Consider the following 23,043-nt stretch of genomic DNA (forward strand, 5'->3'; position numbering starts at 1 on the left):
GGCAGCCATGTGACGAGGGAAAAGGATGCTCCCGAAAATGAACGCGCGTACTCCTGCCGGTACCGCCCCATGAACACCTGGCAGACGCGCATCAATCGTCGTGTGCTCATCGTCGACGATACCGCGTCGATTCATGCCGATTTCGCCAAGATACTCAGCCCGGCCACTGTCGAGGATGACAGTCTTGGGCAAACCGAAAACCTCCTGTTCGGCACCCTGTCCACCACACCGGCCCAACACTTTGAACTGGACTCGGCGTTCCAGGGCCGCGAAGCCCTGGACAAACTCGAAGCCGCCCTGGCGAACGATCGCCCCTACGCCATGGCTTTCATCGACATGCGAATGCCACCGGGCTGGGATGGCCTGGAGACCATCGAACGGTTGTGGCAGGTCGATCCCAAACTGCAGGTGGCGCTGTGCACTGCCTACTCCGACTACTCCTGGGAGGACATCGACCGACGGCTGGCGCTGAACGACCGCCTGCTGATTCTGAAGAAGCCCTTCGATGCAATTGAAATACGCCAGATGGCCAGCGCCCTCACGGTCAAATGGCAGATGACCGAAGACGCCGCGCTCAAGATGAACCTGCTGGAACAAGCGGTCCAGGAACGCACCCGGGAACTGTCCGACGCCAATATCATCGTGCAGAACAGCCCGACCATCCTTTACCGGTTGCGTGGCGAACCGTCGTTTCCGCTGATGTACATTTCCCATAACATCACCCGCTACGGACACGTCGCCGCCGATCTGGTGGGCTCGGCCAACTGGGCCCAGCAGTTGATCCACCCGGAAGACCAGGCCAGTGTCGATGCGGCCATGGCCCGGGTGCTGGACCGTCATGCGCTGGGCGCCTCGATTGAATTTCGCCTGCGCACCGGCCAGGGAGCATGGCGCTGGGTAGAGAACCGCTACATTCCCGTACGCGACCATGACGGTCGCCTGCTGGAAGTCGAGGGGATCATTCTCGACATTACCGAACGCCGGCAGGCCGAAGAAAAAATGGCCCTGCTCGCCCGCACGGACGGGCTCACCGGCCTGGCCAACCGCGCCACCCTGATCGAACGCCTGCATCAGGCCTTTGCTGCCGCACGTCGAGGCGCAGAGGCATTCGCGGTATTTTATCTGGACCTTGATCACTTCAAGCGGATCAACGACACCCTCGGCCACCCGGTGGGTGATCTGCTGTTGCAGGAAGTGGCCCGGCGCATCAAATTCGGCGTGCGGGAAAACGATGTGGTGGCACGCCTGGGCGGGGACGAGTTCGCGATCCTGCAACTGGACGTCAGCGACCCGACCCAGTCCGCCGCCATGGCGGCCAATATCCGCGATGCGCTGCTGACGCCGTACAACCTCGCCGGCAATGCCCTGCATATTTCAGTCAGCATAGGCATCAGTAGCTACGGCGTCGCCTGCCTCGACGCCGACAGCCTGCTGAGCCAGGCGGACATGGCGCTGTACCGCTCCAAGGAAATGGGCCGCAACCAATATCACTTCCACTCGCAGGAGATCACCCAAGAAGTGGCCGAGCGCATGGCCATCGCCAATGACTTGATGACGGCCATCGAGCGCGATGAACTGGCGCTGCATTACGTTCCGGAAGTGGATATGCACAGCGGCAGGATCCTGGGCATGGCAGCGCAAGTGCGCTGGTGTCATCCCCGGCGCGGCGAACTGCTGGCGCCGGCCTTCGTGCCCGCGGCGGAAAAGACCGGTGCCATCATCCCTCTCGGGCGCTGGGTGCTGGATCAGGCCTGCCGGCAGATGAGCCTGTGGCGTAACGAGGGAATGGCGCCCCCCGTGATGGCGATCAAACTGTCCCTGGCGCAGCTAAAGAGTGGTCCGGAGCTCATTTACGACGTGCTGCGCACCACTGCGCGCTGGGAACTCGCCCCCTGGGACCTGCGTTTCGACGTGACCGAAGCGACTCTGGCACAAACCAAGTGGACCCAAAACGATGTGCTGCCACGACTGCGTGAGCTGGGGGTAAAAATCGCCATCGATGATTTCGGCACCGAATATTCATCATTCGATTACCTGAAAACCTACCGGGTCAATCACCTGAAGCTCAACCAATCCTTTATCGACGGCGCGACTCAGGATGCGGCTGGCGCCAACAGCCTGCGGGCAATCGTCAACTTCGCCCGGGACCTGGGAATCGGCATCATTACCGAAGGCGTCCAGCCATCGGATCGGCCCCGCGCGCCAGCGTCAACCGCCCCGCTGCCAAGCGCACAAGGCCTGTACTTCAGCGAGGCCGTAAGCGCGGAACAAGCGGCCCGGTTGCTCAAGGACGGGAACATGGCGCCCCCATCCTCCAGGGAGGATGAGGAATGAAAACACTTTTCTCCCAGACCAACCGACGTATTCTCATCATCGACGATACACCGGCGATCCATGCCGATTTTCGCAAAATCCTCACCCCGAACACCGACGGCGAAGCGGATCTGAACAGTCTCGAACACTCACTGTTCGGGACTCGGCAATCTTCGCGCCTCAACTTCCAGCTCGACTCCGCCTACCAGGGCAAGGAAGCCCTGGCGTTGGTCGAACGCGCACTGGCCGATGGCCACCCCTATGCCCTGGCGTTTATCGACATGCGTATGCCGCCTGGCTGGGACGGTCTTGAAACCATTGAACACCTGTGGAATGCCGACCCGAACCTGCAAATTGCCTTGTGCACCGCCTATACCGACTACAGCTGGGAAGCCATGGCCGAACGACTGGAGCTCGGTGACCAGTTGCTGATTCTGAAAAAACCTTTCGATACCCTGGAAATCCGCCAGATGGCCAATGCCCTGACCTGGAAATGGCAATTGGCACAGGACGCGGCGCTGAAGTTGTTGAGCCTTGAGCAGACCATCGAGGCACGGGTACACGAACTGCTCAAGGTGTCGCACCTGCTGCAGTACGACGCCCTCACTGGGCTGCCCAACAGCACTTTGCTGGGTGATCGCCTGAGCCAGTCGCTGGCCGCTGCCCGACGCCATGACAAGCACCTGGTGGTGATGTTTCTCGGACTGGATCGGTTCAAGCGCATCAACAACGCGCTGGGCCACCCGGCCGGGGACGAAATGCTCAAACGGGTCGGGCAACAACTGCTCAAGTACGTGCGAGAGTCCGACTCGGTCTTTCGCTATGGCGCCGACGAATTCGTGGTGATCCTCAGCGACATCAACCACCCCCAGCAGACCCGCGGCATCGCCGAAAAACTGCTGAGTGCCGTGCGCAGCCCACAGTCGATCGCCGGCCAGGAGATCAGCATCACCGCCAGCCTGGGTATCAGCGTTTACCCCGATGACGGGTTCGAGGCCATTGACCTGATCAAAAAAGCCGAGTCCGCCATGCGCCATGTCAAGGAGAGCGGTCCGAACGACATCGGTTTCTTCATCGAAGCCATGAACCAGCGTGCCAGGGAGCAGCAGAGCATCGAATCGGGCATTCGTCAGGCCCTGCAAAGGCACGAATTCGTCCTGCACTACCAACCGAAAATCGAACTGAGCAGCGGACGGGTAGTCGGTGCGGAGGCGCTGGTGCGTTGGCAAAAACCCGGGCATGGCCTGGTCTATCCGTCCGAGTTCATCCCCGTGGCCGAAGACAGCGGCCTGATCGTGCCACTGAGCAAGTGGGTTCTGGCCGAAGCCTGTCGTCAGGCACAACGCTGGCAAGCAGCCGGCCTCCCGGCGATCCGCATGTCAGTCAACACATCGGCCATCGACTTTCGCCAACGTGATTTCGTCGAAGGCGTCGAACAGATACTCACACAGACGGGAATACCCCCCTGTCTGCTGGAACTGGAGATCACCGAAGGTGTACTGATGCAGAACGTCGAGGCGACCATGACCGCACTGAACCGGCTGAAGACGCTAGGAGTGCGGCTGGCCATCGATGACTTCGGAACCGGCTATTCCAGCTTGAGCTATCTGCGCCGGTTCCCCATCGATGTGCTGAAAATCGATCAGTCGTTCATTCGTGGCTTGAGCAATGACACCAACGATGCCGCCCTGGTCAGCGCGATCATCAGCCTGGGCAGGAGCCTCGATCTGAATGTCATCGCCGAAGGCGTCGAGACCGAGGAACAACTGGCGTTTCTCAAGACCCATCAATGTGAGGAAGGCCAAGGTTACTACTTCAGCAAGGCCCTGCCGGCAGACTCTTTTGCGCGGCTGCTGGCCGTTGGCTGGGCAGAACAGCGAGACGACTCATGAACAGGCAGACACGACAGTCCGGCGGTAAATTCGCGAGACGATGGCCCATCTCCCTTGTCCCCCACTCCCTTGCGATCCTGCTTTACGGGCTCAGTGCTATCGCCGGTGCCGCGCCGCTGGACGAACCGCTCAAACCGTTGCCCGAGATACCGAAACAGAACCCCGCTCAGGTCGAACTCGGTCGCAAGCTCTTCAGTGATCCGCGCCTGTCAGTCAACAACACCCTGTCCTGCGCCAGTTGTCATCAACTGGACAAGAGCGGAGCCGACACCCGCGCGCTTTCCCTCGGCTTCGATGGACAACCGGTATCGATCAACACGCCGACGGTATTCAACGCCAGCCTCAACTTTCGCCAATTCTGGGACGGCCGCGTCGAAACGCTCGAGGCGCAAAGCAACGTCGTCATTACCAGTCCCCACGAAATGGGCAGCGACTGGAACACCATCATCCAGCGGATCAACGAGGATCCAGACTACCGCGCAGGCTTCAGCGCGGCGTTCCCGAAGGCAGTGACCAAGGCCAATATACAGAGCGCACTGGCCGCCTACGAGCGCACCCTGCTGACGCCCGGATCCCGTTTCGATCAATACCTGCTGGGCAATACAAGCATCCTGACCCTCGACGAGAAATACGGCTATCAGCGCTTCAAGGACTACGGCTGCATCGCCTGTCATCAGGGCGTGAACATCGGTGGCAACATGTTCCAGAAGTTCGGGGTGTTCGGTGATTACATCGCCGATCGCGGCAACCCGACCGTCGCTGACCAGGGACGGTTCAACATTACCGGTGACGAAGCGGACCGCTCGGTGTTCAAGGTCCCGAGCCTGCGCAATGTCGCGCTGACCGCCCCCTACTTTCACGACGGCTCGGCGCCCACCCTCGAAAGAGCCGTGGACGTCATGTTCCAGTACCAGTTGGGGCGCATGCCGAGCGCTGAAGACAAAGCGCTGATTGTGAAATTTCTCAAGACCCTGACCGGCGAATGGAAGGGCAAGTCATGATAAAGCTTTCACGCCGCTTCAGCCTGCTGTTACTCGCGCTCGTCGCCGTGCTCCTGGCCTCGACCCTGGTTTTTCTGTACTTCAAATCCAACTCGGAACAGACCGTGACCTACTCGGAGTCCCGGGATCTGATCCGCCTGATGAAACAGCAGGACGCCCAGTGGGAAAACGAGGTCCTCAAGTCCCGGGTGGCGATTTCGCATAACTACGACCCTCTGGTTTCGCCAATGAACGAGATGAACCGGCTATGGGAGCAGTTCGATACCATGGAGTCAGGTCATGGGCGCAACGACTCACAGCAATGGAGCGATGCCCACGAGGCTTTTCTGCAGGCGATGCAGGAAAAGACCCGACTGGTGGAGCAGTTCAAGTCGCACAACGCTTTGTTGCGCAACTCGCTGGCCTTCCTGCCCACCGCCGAGGACGACATCCATGCGCAACTGGCTAACCTGCCTGACCTCGACAAGCTGCAAGTGCAAAATATCGCCACCGATACCTATGACCTGTTGCTCAGTGCCCTGGAGTTCGCCCAGGTCACCTCCGTCGACAAAGCCGCCGACATTCAGGTGGGGCTGAGCAAACTGGCGGTGAACGCGCAACGCTTGCCTGGGGAGTTTCATACCCCGATCAGGATCCTCAGCAATCACGTCGCCCTGATCCTGCGCGAGCAGCCGCTTGTCAACGCTTTGCTCGAAGACATCGAAGCGGTTCCCGTGGCGGATCGTCTAGACGACATCACCAACATGCTCAACCTGGATCAGCAACGGTCCGAGAAAATCGACAAGAAATACCATTTCTACCTGCTGGCGTTTTCCGGCCTGCTGGTGTTACTGCTGATGTGGCTGGCATTTCGGCTGATCCGCAGCTTCGCCGAGATCAACCGGGTCAACAATGCTCTGCAAACCGCCAACGACGTGCTCGAACAGCGGGTCGAGGAACGTACCCGCGAGCTCAGGAATGCCCAGAGCGAACTGCTCGGCGCCGCGCGCCAGGCCGGCATGGCCGAAATCGCGACCAACGTGCTGCACAACGTCGGCAACGTGCTCAATAGCGTGAACATCTCTGCCGACCTGATTGCACGAAAGCTTCGCAGCAGCAAGACCCTCGGACTGGGCAAGGCAATGCAACTGATCAACGGCCATCCGGAGGATCTTGGCCATTTCCTGACCGAGGACGAAAAGGGCAAGCTACTGCCCGGTTATCTCAATCAACTGGTCGGCGCCATCGCCCAGGAACAGCAGGAGATGGCCGACGAACTGGGTCAGATGAGCAAGAGCGTCGACCATATCAAGGACATCGTTGCCACCCAGCAATCCTATGCCGGGGCCAACAGCATCACCGAACCGCTGTACATCAGCGAACTGCTCGAAGACGCACTGCGCATGAATACCGGTGCGCTGGCCCGGCATCACGTCACGGTGATCAAGGAATACAGCGAGGTGCCTCAGGTGATGGGGGACAAGCACCGCTTGCTGCTGATCCTGATCAACCTGATCAGCAATGCCAAGTACGCAATGTCCGACCTCAACAACCGCTCAAGGGAAATGACCCTCGGTGTGCGAATCGTCGATGACACTTTCCTGGAAATCAGCGTCAGGGATGATGGCGAAGGTATCGCCCCGGAAAACATGACGCGGATCTTTGCCCACGGTTTCACCACCCGCAAGGAAGGTCATGGTTTCGGCCTGCACAGCTGCGCGCTGGCGGCCATCGAGATGAATGGCCACCTCACCGCCCACAGCGACGGCCCCGGCCTTGGCGCGTTGTTTACCTTGCAGATACCGCTGATCACCGTAACGGAGAACGCATGAGTGAGCTCTCGAACCGCCGCATTCTGCTAATCGACGACATGCCGTCGATCCACGACGACTTTCGCAAGATCCTCGCCCCGCCCCAGGCTCACTCGGCAGAACTCGACGAGATGGAGGCCGCATTGTTTGGCGAACAGACCCAACCCGAGCGCCCGATTTTCGAACTGGATTCGGCCTATGGTGGCGAAGAAGGCCTGGGCAAACTCAACCTCGCGCTGCAGGAACAACGCCCCTACGCGCTGGCGTTTGTCGACATGCGTATGCCCGACGGCTGGGACGGGGCAAAGACCATCGAACACCTGTGGCAGCAGGATCCGCAATTACAGGTGGTGGTCTGTACCGCCTACTCCGATTATTCCTGGGACGATCTGCTCAATCGTCTGAATGCCCATGACCGGCTGCTGATCTTGAAGAAACCGTTCGACAATATCGAAGTCAAGCAGATGGCCAACACCTTGCTGACCAAATGGGAAATGACCGAACGGGCCTCGCTGCAGATGCATCACCTGGAACACCTGGTGGATCAGCGCACCGCCCAGCTCAAACAGGCCAGCGAGGCTTTGCAGCGGGAAATCGACGAGCGCAAGCAACTGGAAGGCCAGTTGGTGCAATCGGAGAAGCTCGCTTCGCTGGGCCAACTGGCGGCCGGTGTCGCGCATGAAATCAACAATCCGATCGGGTTCATCTCCTCCAACCTTGGCACTCTTGACGGTTACTTTCAGCAATTGCTGACCATGCTCGACGCCTATCACAGCGCTGAACAGGTCCTGGCGGGCAGCCAGACAGCGTTGCAACTTGAGCACATGCGCGAGCAGATCGAACTTGAGTATCTGCGCGAGGATGTGCCGCTGCTGATCAAAGAGTCGAAGGAGGGAATCAGCCGGGTCGGGCAGATCGTCAGGGACCTGAAAGACTTCTCCCGGATCGACAACAATCAGGAATGGCAATGGGCCAATCTGCAACAGGGCATCGAGTCGACACTGAACATCGTCGCCAGCGAACTCAAGTACAAGGCGGATGTAGTCAAAGACTATCAGGTGCTGCCGGAAATCGAGTGCCTGCCGTCGCAAATCAACCAGGTCATCATGAACCTCGTGGTCAACGCCGCGCAGGCCATGGGCCCCGAACGCGGCACCATCACCCTTCGCACCGGGACGCAGGGCGAGACGGCATGGATCGAAATCGCCGATACAGGATCAGGCATCGCGCCCGACACCCTGCAAAAAATCTTCGATCCGTTTTTCACTACTAAACCGGTGGGCCAAGGGACAGGGCTCGGCCTGTCCCTGTCCTACGGCATTGTGAAAAAACACGGTGGCGATATTTCGGTGAGCAGCGAGCTGGGGAGCGGGACGACGTTTCGCGTACAACTACCGCTACGCCAGACCCGACCGGCCGCCTGACGGCGCCTCAGAGCGCTTCCTGGAAGTCCATTTCCGGCGGCTGCCGACGGAACCCGCCGGTCAGCACCGCCAGGTACACCACGCCGATTGCCAGCCAGCTCAAGCCCAGGTAAATCGCCAGGTGATCGAGGCTGACCATCAGCCACAAATCCGCTGCCAGGCCGATGAACGGGAACAGCAGGAACAACACGAACTCGCGCAGACCTTTGTTTTCGCCAGCGATCCAGTAATGGAAGATCACCGACAGGTTCACCAGGCTGAACGCCAGGAACGCGCCGAAGTTGATGAACGAGGTCGAGGTGGTGACGTCCAGTTTCAGTGCCAGCAACGCCACCACCGCGCACAGCAGGATGCTGTTGATCGGCGTGCCGAAGCGTTCGTGCAAGGTGCCGAAAAACGACTTCGGCAAGACGCCGTCGCGGCCCATGGCGTACAGCAGCCGCGAACCGCTGGCCTGGGCCGACAGGCCCGAGGCGAACTGGCCGACGATCAGGCCGATCAGGAAGATCGAGACGAACAGGTCGCCACCGATGTTGCGGGCAATTTCATAGGCCGCCGAGTCGACGCTGTCGAACTGGAACGACGGATGGGCGACCTGCACGAAGTACGACACACCGACGAAAATCAGCCCGCCGATCAGGGTGATCAGCATGATCGCCCGGGGAATGGTGCGGCGTGGATCACGGGTTTCCTCGGTCAGGGTGCTGACCGCGTCGAAGCCCAGGAACGAGTAACAGGCGATGGCCGCGCCGCTCATGATCAGCGGCATCTGCATGTCGCCATTGAAGAACGGTTTGATCGACCACAACGGCGTGCTTGCATCACCGCCGACGTAATGCACGCACAGTGCGACGAAGGCGATCAGTACCAGAAACTGCACCAGCATTAGCAAGGCATTGATGCCGTTGGCCAGTTTCAGGCCGACGATGTTGATCGCGCTGGTGATGCCGATGAACGCCAGTACCCAGATCCACTGCGGCACCGCCGGGAATGCGGAGTTGAGGTAAGCCGCGCCGATCAGCCAGATCGCCATGGGCAGGAACAGGTAATCGAGCAGCACCGCCCAACCGGCGATGAACCCGAGCTTCGGGCTGATGGCCTTGCGCACGTAGCTGTAGGCCGAGCCGGCCACCGGGAACGCCGAGGCCATGCGCCCGTAGCTCATGGCGGTAAAGAACATCGCCACCAGCGCCGCGAGGTACGCGGCCGGGACCATGCCGGCGGTGGATTGGGCGAGTATGCCAAAGGTGCCGAGCACAATGATCGGCGTCATGTAGGCGATGCCAAACAGCACCACCGACCCTAGTGACAGGGTGCGTTGCAAACGAGCCATGAGCGACTACTCCGGATTTTATTGGATTTATGGCAGAGCCGAGTTCGGCGCAAGTTACGGGTGTTGCGTTGTTGTTCTTGGGTGAATGGTCAAACAGGTGTGCTGTCTGCGATGGCCTCTTCGCGAGCAAGCCCGCTCCCACAGGATTTGTGTCGTTCACAAAATCTGAATCCACTGGAGCCCTCCTGTGGGAGCGGGCTTGCTCGCGAAGGCGTCAGCCCAGCCAACACGGAATCCGGATCAGCTCTTGGGAATCAGCAGCTCCCGCACCCCGGAAACATGCTCGACCACCTCCCCCGGCAACCTCAGCCGCTGATCATCCAGATAACGGTAATCCTGGCGTGCCGCCGTCAGCTGGTTCAGGTCCAGCTCCACCGCAAACTGCCCTTCCTCGCGTCCGGCTTCGAACAACAAGGTGCCCATTGGATCGACCAATGCGCTGCCGCCGGCAAACAGCAAACCACCGTCACCCTCTTCCACCCGGTTGACCATCAGCGCAAACGCCTGGTTTTCCTGGGCGCGGGCCATGATCGCGGTGCGGTGGGTCGGGCCGTAGGGGTCCATGTTGCCGTTGGTGACGATCAACAGTTCGGCCCCCAGTTGCGCCAGGGCACGGGCGCTTTCGGGGAATTCGATGTCGTAGCAAATCAGCAGGCCCACGCGCACGCCGTTCCACAGGCAGGTGGCGTAGCGATCGCCCGCCTCGTAGACGCCGCGATCCGAGGCCCACAAGTGAGTCTTGCGGTACTTCAGCGCGATGCCTTCAGGGGTGATCAACAGCGTGGTGTTGTAGAAGCGGCCGTTGTCGTTCTCGGCCATGCCGATGGCCACGCCGATATTGCGCTGGCGGGCGGCGGCGATTACCGCGCTGACGGACAGGCCGTCCAGTGGTTCGGCCACCTCGGCCACGGACTCGGCCGAAGGGAAGCCCATCAAGTGGCCTTCGGGGAACAGGATCAGCTGCGTATCGGCTGCACACGCGGCCATCGCCGCCAGAGTGCGTTCGAGGTTGTAGGCCGTGTCGTTGTCACGGCCTGCCAATTGGGCGAGTTCGACCTTCATGGGTATTCCTTGTCATGGGCCGGGCGGCAGAAAGATTGCCCGGTCGGTGTCTGTGCGCCAGTATGCGCACCAAGCAACCGGGCGGGGAATCACGCCGCTGGGGTAACACGATAGGGGTAGATGCATGACACTCTCGTTGGACGACATCGCCTGGCACCGCTCGGTGGGGCAACTGATCGACGCCCTGGACAAGCCCAATTTCTGGACCCGGCTTGTACGCCTGCTGGACCAGTACGTACCCTTCGACAGCTGGGTGGCGCTGCTTTTCAGTGCCGATCAGCGCCCGCAAGTGTTCGCCGAATGCCCCGGCGAAGACGGCAGCCCTGACCAGTTGTTCCAGGACTACCTGCGCGGCCTGTACCTGCTCGACCCCTTCTACATCGCCTGCCGCGAGCAGTCGCGCACCGGGCTTTATCGTCTGTCGGAAGTAGCCCCGGAGCACTTCGAGCTGACCGAGTATTACCAGCGCTACTTTCGCCTGAATGTGGTGGCCGATGAAATCCAGTTCAATTGCCAGCTCGAAGGCGACCGCACGCTGTGCCTGTCACTGGGTAGCAAGCAGCGCTTCAGCGGCCAGCAGATCGCCTTGTTGTCGTTGATCCAGCCGTGGGTGCTCGGCCTGTTGCGCCAGCGTCTACCCTACGACATCAACGAAGCCGTGGCCCTGGCCCCCGCACCGCCACACGCCGACTGGCGGGTACAGCTGGAAGCCTCGGTGCAGCAGCTCAAAGGCGCGCAGTTGACGGCCCGGGAGCTGGATGTCGGGCGTTTGATGCTCAGCGGTTGCTCCAGTAAAGAAATCGCCCGTAAGCTGGAAATCTCTGTCGAAACCGTGAAAGTCCACAAGAAACACATGTACAGCAAGCTGGGGATCAAATCCCAGTCCGAGCTGTTTTCGATTTTTCTCCAGGCACAAAATGCCTGAAAAGATCGCAGCCTTCGGCGGCTCCTACATGGATCGCATTCCCTGTAGGAGCTGCCGAAGGCTGCGATCTTTAAACTCGAGTCCGAACCCAAGGAAACCGTATGAGCCTGTCACTCCTGAGCCGCTACGCCTTCTTTGCCGCCTGCGTGATATTCACCCTCGCCAGCCTGCCTTTTCTTGACTATGACTGGCTCTGGCCGATCACCGCCGTCACCGCTGTCCTCAGCCTGATCGGTGTGTTCGATCTGCTGCAAAGCCCCCACGCAGTGCGCCGCAATTACCCGATCCTCGGCAATATCCGCTACCTGGTCGAAGGCATCCGCCCGGAGATCCGCCAGTACCTGCTCGAATCCGACAGCGACGCCCTGCCCTTCTCCCGGGCCCAGCGCTCGCTGGTCTATTCCCGGGCCAAGAATGAAACCGCCGACAAACCCTTCGGCACGCTGATTGACGTGTATCAGTCGGGTTTCGAATTCATCGGCCACTCCATGCGCCCCGCGCCCTTGAGCGACCCGAGCAGTTTCCGCGTCACCGTCGGCGGCCCGCAGTGCACCCAGCCGTATTCAGCGTCAGTGTTCAATATCTCGGCCATGAGTTTCGGCTCCCTCAGCGCCAACGCCATCCGCGCGCTGAACCAGGGTGCCAAGCTCGGCAACTTCGCCCATGACACCGGCGAAGGCAGCATCAGCCCCTATCACCGGGAAAACGGTGGCGACCTGACCTGGGAACTGGGCAGCGGTTACTTCGGCTGCCGCACCAGCGACGGCCGTTTCGACCCGGAACGCTTTGCGGCGCAAGCCCGGACGCCGCAGGTACGGATGATCGAAATCAAGATGAGCCAGGGTGCCAAGCCCGGCCACGGCGGCATCCTGCCCAAGCACAAGGTCACCCGGGAAATCGCTGAAACCCGCGGCATCCTGATGGGCGAGGACTGCGTGTCACCGTCGCGCCACACTGCGTTTTCCACGCCGATTGAAATGATGCATTTCATCGCGCAACTGCGTGAATTGTCCGGCGGCAAACCGGTGGGCTTCAAGTTCTGCCTCGGCCATCCGTGGGAGTTCATGGGCATCGCCAAGGCCATGCTGGAGACGGGCATCCTCCCGGACTTCATCGTCGTCGACGGCAAGGAAGGCGGCACCGGCGCCGCGCCCGTGGAGTTCACCGACCACATCGGCGTGCCGATGCGCGAAGGCCTGCTGTTCGTGCACAACACCCTGGTGGGCCTGAACCTGCGGGACAAGATCAAGCTCGGCGCCAGCGGCAAGATCGTCAGCGCCTTCGACATCGCCAGCGTGCTGGCCATCGGCGCCGACTGGGCCAACTCGGCGCGCGGTTTCATGTTCGCCATCGGCTGCATTCAGTCGCAGAGCTGCCACACCAATAAATGCCCGACCGGCGTCGCCACCCAGGACACCCTGCGCCAGCGCGCGCTGGTGGTTCCGGACAAGGCCCAGCGCGTGTTCAACTTCCACCGCAACACCCTCAAGGCCCTGGCGGAAATGCTCGCCGCCGCCGGCCTCGAACACCCGTCGCAGCTGTCAGCCAAGCATCTGGTGCGACGCATGTCGGCGACCGAGATCAAATTGTTCTCGCAGTTGCACGTGTTCCTCAAACCGGGGGAATTGCTGACTGGCGAAGTGAACGGCGAGTTCTACTCGCGGATGTGGCAGATGGCCCGGGCCGACAGTTTCGAGCCCAATGACATAGCGGCGGCATGACTTCGCCACCCCGATCAAAATCGCGCGTTACCAGCGCAGTATTTTGCTCGGGGTCGGTTCCTTCATCACGATAAAACCGTAATCACCGATCAGGTAAATCCGGTAGAACTGGCTGTCCACCAGCGCCGGATAACCCTGGTACCCGACCCGCGTCGCGTTGCGCCGCTCCTGCTCCGCCACCACGTTGGTGATCCCCGCTTTCGGCAGGTTTTCGGCCAGCATGTAAAAGTCGGTATTGAGCAAATAGTGCAGCACCGGCAACTGCTTGAATGAGCCTGCCGCCGCCACTAACCAATAGTCGGAATAACTCACCGAGATGTAGATCCGCCTGGCTTCGCGAAGCGACTGGTGGCTGGCGATGTCGTACGCAAGACCGGCCAGTGCCGTGGACGCAAAGGTTTTCTGCACCGTCAGCACCCGACCATAGGCGAACGACAGCGACAACATGGCCAACAGGGGAATCATCAACAGCAGCGGCAGCCGCTCATGGATCGAGGCCAGCGCCAGATGCCCCAGGTAGAACAGCAACACCAACAACACGGCGAAGCCCATCAAGGTGCGGGCGCCTTCGTTGAAGTCGCGAAAAAACAGCGCGACACCGGACACCAGCAGCGTCACCACCGGCAAAATCAACAAACACATCAGGCCGATCAACAGCTTCTTTGGCCCACCGTCCTGGCGCACCGCTATGTTCAATCCCAACCGCACCGCCCCGGCTATCGCGATCAACAGTAACCCGCCGAACACCCAGAGCCATCCGCCATGGAACAGCAGCACGACTTTTTCCAGGACCCGGGCAATGTTGATCTGGATCTGCAAAAAAGGGTGCGCCGTCCAATCGAGCAACGATGTGCGATTGGAGTCCATGTACGGACCCGCACTGACGCTGTAGATCAACCCGCCGAGGATGACCTGGGCGGCTTTCCAGCCCAGCAGGTCGCGCCATGACAACGGGGCCGTCTTATCGTTGGCGGCCCTGAGCATTTCCAGGCAACACAGGCCCAGGAACACATTCAGGCTGACCTGATACAACCCCAGCGCCAATGCAATCAGGAACGCCGGCACCAGCCATTGCACGCTACGCCACGGGTGACGGAAGGTGATGGCGTAGATCACCGCCACCAGGCTGAGGGTCGTGGTGGGACCGTCGTATTGATAGGACAGGTTTTGCAGGAAGAACGGGTTGTACCAGAGCGGCAACAGTACCAGGCAACAAGCGACGCTTGGCTTGTGAAAGTAATGGAGCGTCAGGCTGGTCAGCGCCGACGCCATGGCCAGCGTGGCGATCAGCAAGGGCAAGGGAAAGATGTTCGGCGCGGCATGGCTGAAGGTCAGCGCGTTGTAGAACAGCTGGGCGAAGAGTCGGCCCTGCTCGGCCCAGGCCATGCCCGCCGACAGCGAGCGCCAGTTGTCATCGATGTAGGGATAATCGGCGAGGATCAACGGCAGGATATACAGCAGGGTGGCAAACAGAAAAAACCGCCAGACCTGATGCCGACTGAGCTCGCGAACGAAGAGGTCGCTGAACCGGCCCATGCTAACGCCCGCCCCGGTCTTTGCCACCGACGATGTCCTTGATCACATAACGCGGCCGGTGCTTGGCCTCGATGTAGATGCGACCGATGTACTCGCCGAGGATGCCGATGCCGATCAACTGCACGCCGCCGAGAAACAGGATCGCGGTCATCAGCGACGGATAACCGGGGACGCTGTTGCCGAAGAAAATCTTGTCCAGCACCATGTACACCGCATAGAGCACCGCGAAAATCGAAATGCCGCCACCGACGTAAGTCCACAAGCGCAGCGGCACGGTACTGAACGAGGTCACGCCTTCCAGGGCCAGGTTCCACAGCTTCCAGCCATTGAACTTGCTGCTCCCCGCCACCCTTCCTGGCCGCTCGAACTCCACCACCACGGTGTTGAACCCGGCCCACGACAGCACGCCTTTCATGAACAGCTGATGCTCGGGCAAGGACCTGATCACGTCGACCACCTTGCGATCCATCAGCCGGAAGTCCCCGACGTTTTCCTCGATGCGGGTGTAGGCGATGCGATTGAGCACATGGTAGAAAATCGACGCGCTGTGACGCCTGAGGTAGCCGTCGTCAGCCCGGCTGCGACGCTTGGCGAGTACCACGTCGGCCCCCTTTTGCCATTGTTCGATCAACAACGGAATGACGTTGATCGGGTCCTGCAGGTCGACATCCATCGGGATCACGGCATCGCCACTGGCGTATTCCAGGCCGGCAAACAGTGCCGGCTCCTTGCCGAAGTTGCGCGAGAAATTGATCAGCATGACCCGATCATCCGCCTGGGCCAGTGCCGTAGCCTGTTCGGCCGTGCGGTCGGAGCTGCCGTCGTTGATGAACACGATCTCGACTTCGGTGTCGCCCAGCCTCAACTCCCGTCGCACCGCCTGATAAAACAGGTTGATGGACTGCTCTTCGTTGAACACCGGGACAATGAGCGAGATTTTCATCGATCACGCTCACGAAACACCACGTATTTGGAATACAGGAAACCGAACACCAGGCTCAACGCCGAAAACAGGGCCACGGTGAACAAACCGTGCAATCGCCAGATGTCGCCCAGATGACCGACACCCAGGCTCAATGCCCCCATGCCCAAAAGAAACAGCAGATAACCCGCGACCGTGGCACTGGCGGCGAAGGTAAATTGCGCGTTCATGTAGAAGGAAAACGACGCAGCCACGCAAAAGGCAGCCAGGTTGCTGACCGCCTGGCTGAGGCTGGCCGCCACGCTCAGCAGGAAAAAGATCTGCCAGTGAATCAGGGTGTTGGCGACCCCGATCACCGTGTAACTGGACAGACCTTTCCACAACAGTCTCATGGGAGGCTCCCGCTTCCAGAACGTTGCATTCAATAGTATTTGAGCCTGTCTACTGTCAGAAATCGCAGGTTGTTGGACCTTTCAGACCAGCGGTTGAGCCTTGAAGCAACGCCCGAGACATCCGGTAATATCCCGACTTTGCAATTGCCCGCGAATCAGTACACCCTGCGCGCCGCCGATCGGGCACGTGGCCTTTGCGCCTGTGGCCAATCCCATTTTCACCCGTTGTTACGAGCCTACTGTCATGACCTTAGCGCGCGATCACCGGATCGACTTTTTTCGTGGCCTGGCACTGATCTTCATCTTCTGGGATCACGTGCCCCACAACCCCTTGGGGCAAATCACCCTGCGTAACTTCGGTTTCAGCGATGCAGCCGAGATTTTCGTGTTCCTGGCAGGCTTCGCGTCCGTATTGGCGTACGGCAAAGTCCTGGCGCGCGAAGGCTTTCTGATCGCCTGCGTGAAAATCCTGCGCCGGGCGTGGGTGCTCTACGTGGTACATATCTTCCTGCTGGCGATGCTGATGGGCATTGTGTTTTTCGCCAACAGCCACGTGGAAACACGGGACCTGGTGGAGGAAATGGGCATGCATCACTTCATCAGCAACCCGCAGCAGGCGCTAATCGATGAACTGCTGTTGCGCTTCAAGCCGAACCTGATGGACCCGCTGCCGCTGTACATCGTGCTGTTGGCGGGCTTGCCCCTTGCGCTGCCCCTGCTGGTGCGCCAGGCCTGGGTGGTGGTCGCGATGTCATTGGCGCTGTACCTGATGGTGCCGCTGGCTGGCTGGAACCTGGCCGCCATCAAGGACGGCGTGTGGTATTTCAACCCGGTCGCCTGGCAGTTGCTGTTCGTGCTCGGCGGTGCCGCTGCGATTCACAGCCAGCGCCCGCGCCTGCCCGAATCCCGCCCACTGGTTCGCCAGCCGTTGTTTGTCGGTGCGGCGTTGTATGTCGTGGTCGCGGGTGTGTTGACCGTGCTGTGGCGTTGGCCGGACATACACGATGCCGTGGTGCCGGCGAGCCTGCAAAACGTCCTGTACCCCATCAGCAAGACCGACCTGTCACCCGTGCGCCTGCTGCATTTCCTCGCACTGGCCTACGTCACGGCGAAACTGATTCCCGACAGCGGATGGACGCAAAACTGGCTGGCGCAGCAAAGTTGCCGCATGGGCCGTTTCTCGCTGGAGATTTTCTGTCTGGGCGTGCTGCTGGCGCCCCTGGCGGACATGGTCAATGCATTGACCGACGATGCTTTTGCCATGCAGATCTTCACGGCGCTGGTGGGCGCCGGGTTGATGGCGTTGCTGGCGGCGTGGCTGGAGTTCAACAAGCGTTTGAACCAGACAATCAAAAGATCGCAACCTGCGGCAGCTCCTACAGAATCAGACCGCATCCTCCTGTAGGAGCTGCCGAAGGCTGCGATCATTTGCTCTTCAAAACCAAAAAGCCCCGATCATTTACGACCGGGGCTTTTGTCTTTCAGGCATTACGACTTACGAAGCCGAACGCGCGGCACCTTGCGCAACATGGGTCGGTTGCAGCTTGAACACGTAGAACAACACCGTCAGCAGCACCAGGAACGCAGGGCCCACATACAGCGCCACGCGGGTGTCCGGGAAGTACGCCATCAGGCCCACCACCAGCACCAGGAACGCCAGCGCCAGGTACGAGCTGACCGGGTACAGCCACATGCGATATTTCAGGCCAGCCGCTTCGCTGGCGCTCAGGCCTTTGCGGAATTTCAGCTGGGCCAGCAGGATCATCGCCCAGGTCCAGATCGCGCCGAAGGTGGCAATCGCCGTCACCCAGACAAACACCTTTTCCGGTACCAGATAGTTCAGCAGTACGCCCAGCAGCAACGCACCAATCGACAGCAGCAATGCACGACGTGGAACGCCATTGTTCGAGGTCTTGGCAAAGCCCGCCGGGGCCTGGCCGTTCTGCGCCAGGCTGTAGAGCATGCGCCCGGTACTGAAGATACCGCCGTTGCAGGACGACAACGCCGCGGTGATCACCACGAAGTTGATGATGCCCGCCGCGGTCTTGATGCCCAGGCGCTCGAAGGTCATCACGAACGGACTGCCCTGGGTGCCGATTTCGTTCCACGGGTAGATCGACAGGATCACGAACAACGCACCGACGTAGAACAGCAGAATCCGCCAGAACACCGAGCCGATGGCGTCGGGAATGGTTTTTTGCGGGTTCTTCGCTTCACCGGCGGTCAGGCCGATCATCTCCACGCCCAGGTAGGCGAACATCACCATTTGCAGGGACATCAACACGCCTTGCACGCCGTTGGGCATGAAGCCGCCGTGGGTCCACAGGTTGGAAATCCCCAGGGCCACGCCGTCGTTGCCGAAACCGAAGGCGATGATGCCGATACCGCCGAACACCATCGCAACGATGGTGACGATCTTGATCAGGGCAAACCAGAACTCGAATTCACCGAAGGCCTTGACCGCGATCAGGTTGATCGAGCCCATGCTGATCAGCGCGGCGAGCGCCCAGATCCAGCGCGGCACATCGGGGAACCAGACGCCCATGTACACCGCCACGGCCGTGATTTCCGCGACGCAGGTCACCAGCCACAGAAACCAGTAGTTCCAGCCGGTCAGGAATCCCGCCAGCGGGCCGAGGTAGTCCTGGGCGTAACGGCTGAACGAGCCGGCGACCGGATTGTGCACGGCCATCTCGCCGAGGGCGCGCATGATCACCAGGATCGCCAGACCGCCAATGATGTAAGACAGCATGATGGCCGGGCCGGCCATTTCAATGGCCTTGGCCGAGCCCAGGAACAGGCCGACGCCGATACAGGCACCGAGCGCCATCAGGCGAATATGCCGTTCGCCGAGTTCGCGTTTAAGCGGACCGCCCTGAGCGGTCTCGCCTTGGGGCTGGTGATTGCCTACGGGCATAAGGGGCACCTCATCTTGTTGTTGGATATGACCACCGAGTTTTGAAGCCGCCGACCGATAGGCCAATGGCTTCGCGAAACCGGGCCTGCTTTGTAAGCAGAACCGTCCTGTAGGACAAAACCTGCAGGATCAGCGGGTCGTGCAGTATAAAAAGCTGACGGCAGAGATATTCACTCTATAAACCACTAAATTCAGTCATAAATCCCGGCAATAACCCGACTTGCGGAGGGGCATCAACTGGATTTTGTATGAATTTTCGCTATTTAAAGGGCGCGGAGTATTGCACAGCATTGGTGCATCGTCATGCTCCCAGCCAAAGCCTATAAAGCTCTAGTTCAAGTGTTTCAGCCCTCCTGCCTACTGTGGCGAGGGAGCTTGTCGGATCGCCGCACCGTCCCGTCCGACTGCGCAGCAGTCGCAAAACCAAAAAACCAGATCGTCCAGACAGATCAGAGTTGCTGGTATGGGGACCGCTTCGCAGTCCAGCGGGAGCAAGCTCCCTCGCCACAAAAAGAGGCCATTACCCGACGTTTTACCCTTCACATTTTCTTCACCCTCGCCAACCACCGTCTAAGCTTCATTCAAGTCCGATCAATCTGCGTGAATGGATCAGTCGACTATGGGCGCTTTGTGGCAAACCGATTCGAGTAAAACCGTGGTTCCGAATGAACGAGAGGATGAAGCGCCTACACCTGAAAAACCCCGTCGCTCCAGGCACGGATGGGGAGCGTTCTGGCTATTACTGTTGATAATCGCGGTTGTCGCGGGGCTTTCCGCCGCGAGGGAGATGCGTACCTCGAAGTTCCAGGCCCAGGAGGTCAGCAAATACGCCGCGTCCCTGAGCTATGAGCTCAAACCCGGCCCCAGCGATGCGATTCGCTATCCAGGGGACGGTCCGTTCGATCGGCGCCTGGGCTACAGCTCGCTGGATGAGTTCCTGCCGCGCCTGATCAAGCGTGATTTCGTCGTCGAAGCACAAACCCGCTTTTCCCCGGCGCTGTTGAAATACAGCGACAAGGGCCTGTTCGTGCCTTATGCCGAGAAAATCCAGGCCGGGCTATCGATCACCGATTGCCGCGCAGCGCCGCTGTACCAGTACAACTATCCACAGCAGCTTTACTCGACCTTTGCCTCGATCCCGCCGGTGGTGGTCAACAGCCTGCTGTTCATCGAGAACCGCTTCCTGCTCGACCCCAGACAACCGCTGGCCAACCCGGCAGTGGACTGGCCGCGATTCGGCATGGCGGCGTGGTCCCAGTTGGCCAAGATGTTGCACGTACCCGGTCAATCCGCCGGTGGCAGTACCCTGGCCACGCAACTGGAGAAGTACCGGCATTCCCCCGATGGCTTGACGGTCAATGGCGCGGAGAAGATTCGCCAGATGATTTCCGCCACCGTACGCGCCTACCAGGCCGGGCCACAAACCCTTGAAGCCCGGCAGAACGTGGTTCGCGACTACCTCAATAGTGTGCCGCTGTCGGCCGTACCGGGCCACGGTGAAGTGCATGGCATGGCTGAAGGGTTGCGCGTGTGGTACGGCACCGACTTCAATCAGGCCAACGAAGCGCTGTCCAGCACCGCGACGGATCCAAAAACCATGGCGGAAAAAGGCCTGGCCCTGCGTGAGATGCTGTCGTTGATGATTGCCCAGCGCCGCCCGTCGCACTACCTGGTCAAAGGTCACGATGAACTGGCCGACCTCACCGACAGCCATATTCGCCTGCTGGCGCAAAACCATGTGATCGACGCCGAGTTCGCCACCGCCGCCCTGGCCAGCAAAGTGACCTACCGCGACTGGGCCACCCAGCCGACCATTCAACCGATTGAAACCAACAAGGGCATCAGTGTCGCGCGCAGCCGTCTGGCCGGCATGCTCAATCGCCCGCTGTATGACCTCGACCGCCTTGACCTCTCCGCCACCAGCACTCTGCAAGGCGAGTTGCAAAGCGAGGCCACCGCGTACCTGAAAAAACTCGCCGACCCTGAGTTTGCCACGCAAATCGGCCTGATCGGCGAACGCCTCCTGACCACCACCAGCACCACCCAGGTGCGCTACAGCTTCACCTTGTTCGAACTGACCCCGGACGGCTCGCGGGTTCGGGTACAGACCGACAGCACCGACCAGCCATTCGACATCAACGAAGGCAGTAAACTGGAACTGGGCTCCACCGCGAAAATGCGCGTGCTGACCACCTACCTGCAAATCATCGCCGAGCTGCACGACAAATACGTCGGCATGACCATTCCAGAACTGAAGAAAGTCGACGTACCGGATCAGGACCGCCTGAGCCGCTGGGCGGTCGATTACCTGATCGAGAACAAGGACCGCGACCTGAAAAAAATGCTCGGCGCCGCCCTGGACCGCAAATACTCCGCCAGCCCCGGCGAGGCATTCTTCACCGGTGGCGGCCTGCACGTGTTCAACAACTTCCGCAAGGAAGACAACGGCCGGATACCCCCCCTGCGCGACGCCCTGCGCGAGTCGATCAACCTGCCGTTCATTCGCCTGATGCGAGACCTGGTGCGCTACACCATCTACTCCGGCCCCAACAGCAGTGCCGAATTGCTCAAGGACGACCGCGACCCGCGGCGCCAGGAGTACCTGGCCGAATTTGCCGACCGCGAGGGCACTTCATTCCTGCTCAAGTTCTGGAAGAAGTACAAGAACAAGGACACCCAGGACCGCCTCGACACCTTCCTCGACAGCATGCGCCCGACCCCGATCCGCATGGCCGCCGTGCACCGCTACCTGCTGCCGCAGGCCAGCCAGGAAAGCTTCAACGCCTTTGTGCGCTCGCACCTCAAGGGCGCCACGCTCACGGAAAAACTCACCGACGAACGTCTGGTGCGGCTCTACGAATCCTACGGTCCCGGCGCCTACGACTTGCCGGACCAGGGCTTCATCGCCAAGGTCCACCCGCTGGACCTGTGGCTGATGGGCTACTTGCTCAATCACCCCGACGCCAAGTGGAGCGACATCGTCAAAGCCAGCCAGTTCGAGCGCCAGGAGGTCTACAGCTGGCTGTTCAAAAGCCGGCACAAGGGCGCCCGCGACAGTCGCATCCGCACCATGCTGGAGATCGAAGCCTTCCTGGACATCCACCAGCGCTGGCAGAAAGTCGGCTATCCGTTCGATCACCTGGTGCCGTCGCTAGCCACCGCCATCGGCAGCTCCGGCGACCGCCCCGCCGCCCTGGCCGAATTGATCGGCACCATCCTCAACGATGGAGTGCGCATGCCAACCCTGCGCATCGACAGCCTGCATTTCGCTGCGAACACCCCCTATGAAACCCAACTGGTCAATGACCCGGACGTCGGCAAACGGGTGATGCCATCCGAGGTGGCGAGCGCCATGCGCGAAGCCCTTTCACAAGTGGTGGATGCCGGTACCGCCAAACGCGTGGCCGGCAGTTTCAAACTGCCAGATGGCAGCCCGCTGGCCATGGGCGGCAAGACCGGTACCGGTGACAACCGCATCGAAGCCATCGGCTCCGGCGGACGGATCCTGAGTTCCAAATCGCTCAACCGCACGGCCACGTTCGTGTTCTACATCGGCGATAGCCACTTCGGCACCCTGACGGCGTTCGTGCCGGGCCGCTCGGCGGAAAGCTTCACCTTCACCTCGGCGTTGCCGGTGCAGGTGCTCAAGGGCATGGCACCGATTCTGACGCCATACCTGCAACCGGGCACCCACACGATGTGCAAGCCAACCCAGGCAACGGCTGTGCGCTGACCATTACAAAAAAACGCTGCCGGGGTGGCGGTAACTATTTATTTTTCACTCTCTGATTTTGGGGGACTCGGGGCAAAAACCG

The 23,043-nt window shown here is 60.3% G+C and carries 15 protein-coding genes; 9 read left to right on the plus strand and 6 right to left on the minus strand.

The genetic code is table 11. The annotated features are described in order from the left end of the window. Positions 1–69 precede the first annotated feature (69 nt). The 5 genes from ACM6G4_RS13940 to ACM6G4_RS13960 are packed head-to-tail and all read left to right on the plus strand — an operon-like array spanning position 70 to position 8,420. On the plus strand, positions 70–2,334 hold the full coding sequence (locus ACM6G4_RS13940; protein ID WP_414913908.1) for an EAL domain-containing protein: 2,265 nt from the start codon (positions 70–72) through the stop codon (positions 2,332–2,334). Beyond that, positions 2,331–4,205, plus strand: coding sequence for a putative bifunctional diguanylate cyclase/phosphodiesterase (locus ACM6G4_RS13945; protein ID WP_414913909.1), 1,875 nt, complete (start codon positions 2,331–2,333; stop codon positions 4,203–4,205). Before ACM6G4_RS13940 ends, ACM6G4_RS13945 begins: the two co-directional genes overlap by 4 nt. Then, a complete protein-coding gene (locus tag ACM6G4_RS13950) occupies positions 4,202–5,206 on the plus strand; it encodes a cytochrome-c peroxidase (RefSeq protein ID WP_409078254.1) in 1,005 nt (334 codons plus the stop codon). Before ACM6G4_RS13945 ends, ACM6G4_RS13950 begins: the two co-directional genes overlap by 4 nt. Further along, positions 5,203–7,017 carry a DAHL domain-containing protein gene (locus ACM6G4_RS13955; protein ID WP_414913910.1) on the plus strand — a complete coding sequence of 605 codons (1,815 nt, stop codon included), beginning with the start codon at positions 5,203–5,205 and terminating at the stop codon, positions 7,015–7,017. The genes ACM6G4_RS13950 and ACM6G4_RS13955 overlap by 4 nt, the downstream gene beginning before the upstream one ends. Then, the gene (locus tag ACM6G4_RS13960) at positions 7,014–8,420 is read left to right on the plus strand and encodes an ATP-binding protein (RefSeq protein WP_056721122.1); all 1,407 of its coding nucleotides are present in this window, start codon (positions 7,014–7,016) and stop codon (positions 8,418–8,420) included. Before ACM6G4_RS13955 ends, ACM6G4_RS13960 begins: the two co-directional genes overlap by 4 nt. A 7-nt stretch (positions 8,421–8,427) precedes the next feature. On the opposite strand, the gene ACM6G4_RS13965 is transcribed toward ACM6G4_RS13960, so the two are convergent. Both ACM6G4_RS13965 and ACM6G4_RS13970 read right to left on the minus strand, forming a co-directional pair. Continuing rightward, positions 8,428–9,753, minus strand: a complete 1,326-nt coding sequence (locus tag ACM6G4_RS13965) for an APC family permease (RefSeq protein WP_414913911.1) — start codon at positions 9,751–9,753, stop codon at positions 8,428–8,430. 240 nt (positions 9,754–9,993) lie between these two features. Then, positions 9,994–10,815: a carbon-nitrogen hydrolase family protein gene (locus ACM6G4_RS13970; RefSeq protein WP_414913912.1), complete on the minus strand. Its 822-nt coding sequence runs from the start codon at positions 10,813–10,815 to the stop codon at positions 9,994–9,996. Positions 10,816–10,939: 124 nt separating this feature from the next. Here ACM6G4_RS13970 and ACM6G4_RS13975 point away from each other — a divergent pair, with 124 nt between their 5' ends. Then, positions 10,940–11,740 (plus strand): helix-turn-helix transcriptional regulator, encoded by an 801-nt coding sequence (locus tag ACM6G4_RS13975; RefSeq protein WP_056721129.1) that lies wholly within the window; start codon positions 10,940–10,942, stop codon positions 11,738–11,740. Between the two features lie 101 nt (positions 11,741–11,841). Beyond that, positions 11,842–13,461 carry an FMN-binding glutamate synthase family protein gene (locus tag ACM6G4_RS13980; RefSeq protein WP_056721131.1) on the plus strand — a complete coding sequence of 540 codons (1,620 nt, stop codon included), beginning with the start codon at positions 11,842–11,844 and terminating at the stop codon, positions 13,459–13,461. Between the two features lie 27 nt (positions 13,462–13,488). On the opposite strand, the gene ACM6G4_RS13985 is transcribed toward ACM6G4_RS13980, so the two are convergent. From ACM6G4_RS13985 to ACM6G4_RS13995, 3 genes are read right to left on the minus strand one after another with little or no spacing between them, the layout of a single operon-like run. Then, the gene (locus ACM6G4_RS13985) at positions 13,489–14,997 is read right to left on the minus strand and encodes a glucosyltransferase domain-containing protein (protein WP_414913913.1); all 1,509 of its coding nucleotides are present in this window, start codon (positions 14,995–14,997) and stop codon (positions 13,489–13,491) included. 1 nt (position 14,998) lies between these two features. Further along, positions 14,999–15,940: a glycosyltransferase family 2 protein gene (locus tag ACM6G4_RS13990; protein ID WP_056721135.1), complete on the minus strand. Its 942-nt coding sequence runs from the start codon at positions 15,938–15,940 to the stop codon at positions 14,999–15,001. Further along, on the minus strand, positions 15,937–16,311 hold the full coding sequence (locus ACM6G4_RS13995) for a GtrA family protein (RefSeq protein WP_056721138.1): 375 nt from the start codon (positions 16,309–16,311) through the stop codon (positions 15,937–15,939). The genes ACM6G4_RS13990 and ACM6G4_RS13995 overlap by 4 nt, the downstream gene beginning before the upstream one ends. Before the next feature lie 244 nt (positions 16,312–16,555). Here ACM6G4_RS13995 and ACM6G4_RS14000 point away from each other — a divergent pair, with 244 nt between their 5' ends. Beyond that, the gene (locus ACM6G4_RS14000) at positions 16,556–17,716 is read left to right on the plus strand and encodes an OpgC family protein (RefSeq protein WP_414913914.1); all 1,161 of its coding nucleotides are present in this window, start codon (positions 16,556–16,558) and stop codon (positions 17,714–17,716) included. Positions 17,717–17,806: 90 nt separating this feature from the next. Here the strand turns inward: ACM6G4_RS14000 and ACM6G4_RS14005 are convergent, their stop codons facing one another. Further along, on the minus strand, positions 17,807–19,228 hold the full coding sequence (locus ACM6G4_RS14005; RefSeq protein WP_409078259.1) for an amino acid permease: 1,422 nt from the start codon (positions 19,226–19,228) through the stop codon (positions 17,807–17,809). 619 nt (positions 19,229–19,847) lie between these two features. Here ACM6G4_RS14005 and ACM6G4_RS14010 point away from each other — a divergent pair. Beyond that, on the plus strand, positions 19,848–22,961 hold the full coding sequence (locus ACM6G4_RS14010) for a transglycosylase domain-containing protein (RefSeq protein ID WP_414913915.1): 3,114 nt from the start codon (positions 19,848–19,850) through the stop codon (positions 22,959–22,961). Positions 22,962–23,043 lie beyond the last annotated feature (82 nt).

It is taken from the genome of Pseudomonas sp. IT-P258 (assembly GCF_949767825.1).
In the GTDB taxonomy this organism is placed as follows: Bacteria; Pseudomonadota; Gammaproteobacteria; order Pseudomonadales; family Pseudomonadaceae; genus Aquipseudomonas; species Aquipseudomonas monachiensis.

Bases quoted from the DNA above. Each gene is read 5' to 3' on its own strand.
- ACM6G4_RS13940 (WP_414913908.1), top strand. From the start codon at position 70: ATGAACACCTGGCAGACGCGCATCAATCGTCGTGTGCTCATCGTCGAC.
- ACM6G4_RS13945 (WP_414913909.1), top strand. From the start codon at position 2,331: ATGAAAACACTTTTCTCCCAGACCAACCGACGTATTCTCATCATCGAC.
- ACM6G4_RS13950 (WP_409078254.1), top strand. From the start codon at position 4,202: ATGAACAGGCAGACACGACAGTCCGGCGGTAAATTCGCGAGACGATGG.
- ACM6G4_RS13955 (WP_414913910.1), top strand. From the start codon at position 5,203: ATGATAAAGCTTTCACGCCGCTTCAGCCTGCTGTTACTCGCGCTCGTC.
- ACM6G4_RS13960 (WP_056721122.1), top strand. From the start codon at position 7,014: ATGAGTGAGCTCTCGAACCGCCGCATTCTGCTAATCGACGACATGCCG.
- ACM6G4_RS13965 (WP_414913911.1), bottom strand. From the start codon at position 9,753: ATGGCTCGTTTGCAACGCACCCTGTCACTAGGGTCGGTGGTGCTGTTT.
- ACM6G4_RS13970 (WP_414913912.1), bottom strand. From the start codon at position 10,815: ATGAAGGTCGAACTCGCCCAATTGGCAGGCCGTGACAACGACACGGCC.
- ACM6G4_RS13975 (WP_056721129.1), top strand. From the start codon at position 10,940: ATGACACTCTCGTTGGACGACATCGCCTGGCACCGCTCGGTGGGGCAA.
- ACM6G4_RS13980 (WP_056721131.1), top strand. From the start codon at position 11,842: ATGAGCCTGTCACTCCTGAGCCGCTACGCCTTCTTTGCCGCCTGCGTG.
- ACM6G4_RS13985 (WP_414913913.1), bottom strand. From the start codon at position 14,997: ATGGGCCGGTTCAGCGACCTCTTCGTTCGCGAGCTCAGTCGGCATCAG.
- ACM6G4_RS13990 (WP_056721135.1), bottom strand. From the start codon at position 15,940: ATGAAAATCTCGCTCATTGTCCCGGTGTTCAACGAAGAGCAGTCCATC.
- ACM6G4_RS13995 (WP_056721138.1), bottom strand. From the start codon at position 16,311: ATGAGACTGTTGTGGAAAGGTCTGTCCAGTTACACGGTGATCGGGGTC.
- ACM6G4_RS14000 (WP_414913914.1), top strand. From the start codon at position 16,556: ATGACCTTAGCGCGCGATCACCGGATCGACTTTTTTCGTGGCCTGGCA.
- ACM6G4_RS14005 (WP_409078259.1), bottom strand. From the start codon at position 19,228: ATGCCCGTAGGCAATCACCAGCCCCAAGGCGAGACCGCTCAGGGCGGT.
- ACM6G4_RS14010 (WP_414913915.1), top strand. From the start codon at position 19,848: ATGGGCGCTTTGTGGCAAACCGATTCGAGTAAAACCGTGGTTCCGAAT.